Annotated in this window: 2 pseudogenes; one reads left to right on the top strand and one right to left on the bottom strand. The window is 64.2% G+C overall.

What is annotated here, in order from left to right:
- Positions 1-200: 200 nt before the first annotated feature.
- A pseudogene (locus tag QZY07_RS01125) lies at positions 201-604 on the top strand (IS4 family transposase); the annotation flags it as partial.
- Positions 605-884: 280 nt separating this feature from the next.
- On the opposite strand, the pseudogene QZY07_RS01120 reads toward QZY07_RS01125, so the two are convergent.
- Positions 885-1,667 (bottom strand): annotated as a pseudogene (locus QZY07_RS01120) (transposase); the annotation flags it as partial.

Here is a 1,667-nt window from a genome sequence, read left to right as displayed (position 1 = left end):
CTTGAGTGGTTGTCATGATTCAAGCACCTGACATTTTACCATTCTTGAGGCCATTATCCTTTATAAACAAACGATTAAAGCCAGTTTTGCGCCGATTTTGAACTCCGAAAAGTGAGTCACAAGACCCAACAACGCCTTACAATCAAGTATCGGTGCCGCTGGAGAGGCTGTCAAAAATTCTTCTACAGCGGTTTCAGGGATGGGGTATCGAAAGGCTCTTTTTGGTTCTCAAGGATGCCTGCCGCGTCGAGGCCCTGCACCTGGCCCGTCTCGAACGCGCCCTGGCGCTGTTCCTGGTGGTGAGTTGGCGCATCGCCCGCTTGATGCGCCTGGGGCGCACCGTCCCGATTTGGACGCGGGGTGGTTGCTGGAAACCGAGGAGTGGCAGGCGGCGTACATCCTGGCGAAAAAGCCTGTTCCCAAGGCACCGCCGCGTCTCAACGAGGTGATGCGCCTCATCGCCCGCCTCGGCGGGTTTCTCGGGCGCAAGGGAGATGGCGAGCCCGGTTTGAAGACCATCTGGCTGGGCATGCAGCGCATCATGGACTTCGCCGCTGGGATCAAATATGCCAGAGAGATGCCGAACACGGGAAGTTGTGTGTAATGGGATGCTTCTGAACTTATTAGCCCGGATGTTTCATAAACCTGTGGGCAGGCCCAGAAACCGACGGTCATGATCGGGTTCAAGGGCGATGCAGCCGGCCGGACAGGTTGCCGACGCGTGCGACGCGGGCGGATTTGCCCCTTGACGGTCGGAACCGGCCCGCCCGAGCGTCCCGGAGGGGTGGCGTGGCCATCGGACAGGCGCGAGCGATCCTGCCCGAACGGGCGGGAGGGTCAAGGCCGGCGGTTGAGCGAAGGGGTCGGGTGGTGAGCGGATCCGGCGGACGGGTCAGGAACACGATCTCGGTGACCCGGTGCGGCAATGCCTTCGCCGGGCCGTTCGACGGCCGTTGCCGCTTGCGCGATCCTGGTACTGCAGCACGCGCACGGCGATCTTAAACCGCTTCAAGATGACCGTCGCCGGTTGCGCCTGGGCCAATTCGGTGTGGATGAGCCGCGCGTGATGCAGAACATCGGCCCCGCCGGCGAAGAACCGCCGCCGGCGATTGGCCAGAAAGCGCTGGTCGGAGGTGCGATCGCTGGCCAGGTCGTTCTTGAGCATCGTGATGCAATTTTCGTCCTGACCGCGCGCGCTGTCGAGATCGCGATCGAGGCACTCGGGCGAGGGCAGATCGAGCGAGGTCACCACGAAGCGGGGATGGTCGTCGAAGGCCATCGCCTCGGCCTTGAGGATGACCCGAAACGCCCGGGGCCAGGTTCCGGCGGCGTCTTCCACATCATGGTCAGACCGGGGACTGGCCGGCGGCGCCCGGTGGAGACGGCGGGCATGTTCCTCGCGCACCGCCTGGTGTCGGCGGTTGGCCTCGAGAAACGGTTTGGCCAGCGGCGAGCGCACGCGGTTGCCGGCCCGTCCGACGAGGACATCGGTGTGCCCGTCGGCCAGTGCCAGCGCCATCGACTCCGGATGGGCGAAAGGGGCATCGCCGCGCCGCACGCGGTGGGTCTCGGGCCAGGCGGCGCGCAGACGCGGCAACACCCGTTTCAGGATCATGGCGTTTTCGGCACCGGTCGGGCGCTTGCCAGGACGCCAGGCGGCGGCGATG

It is taken from the genome of uncultured Thiocystis sp., assembly GCF_903866365.1.
In the GTDB taxonomy this organism is placed as follows: domain Bacteria; phylum Pseudomonadota; class Gammaproteobacteria; order Chromatiales; family Chromatiaceae; genus Chromatium.
This window is presented reverse-complemented; position numbering and strand designations above follow the sequence as displayed.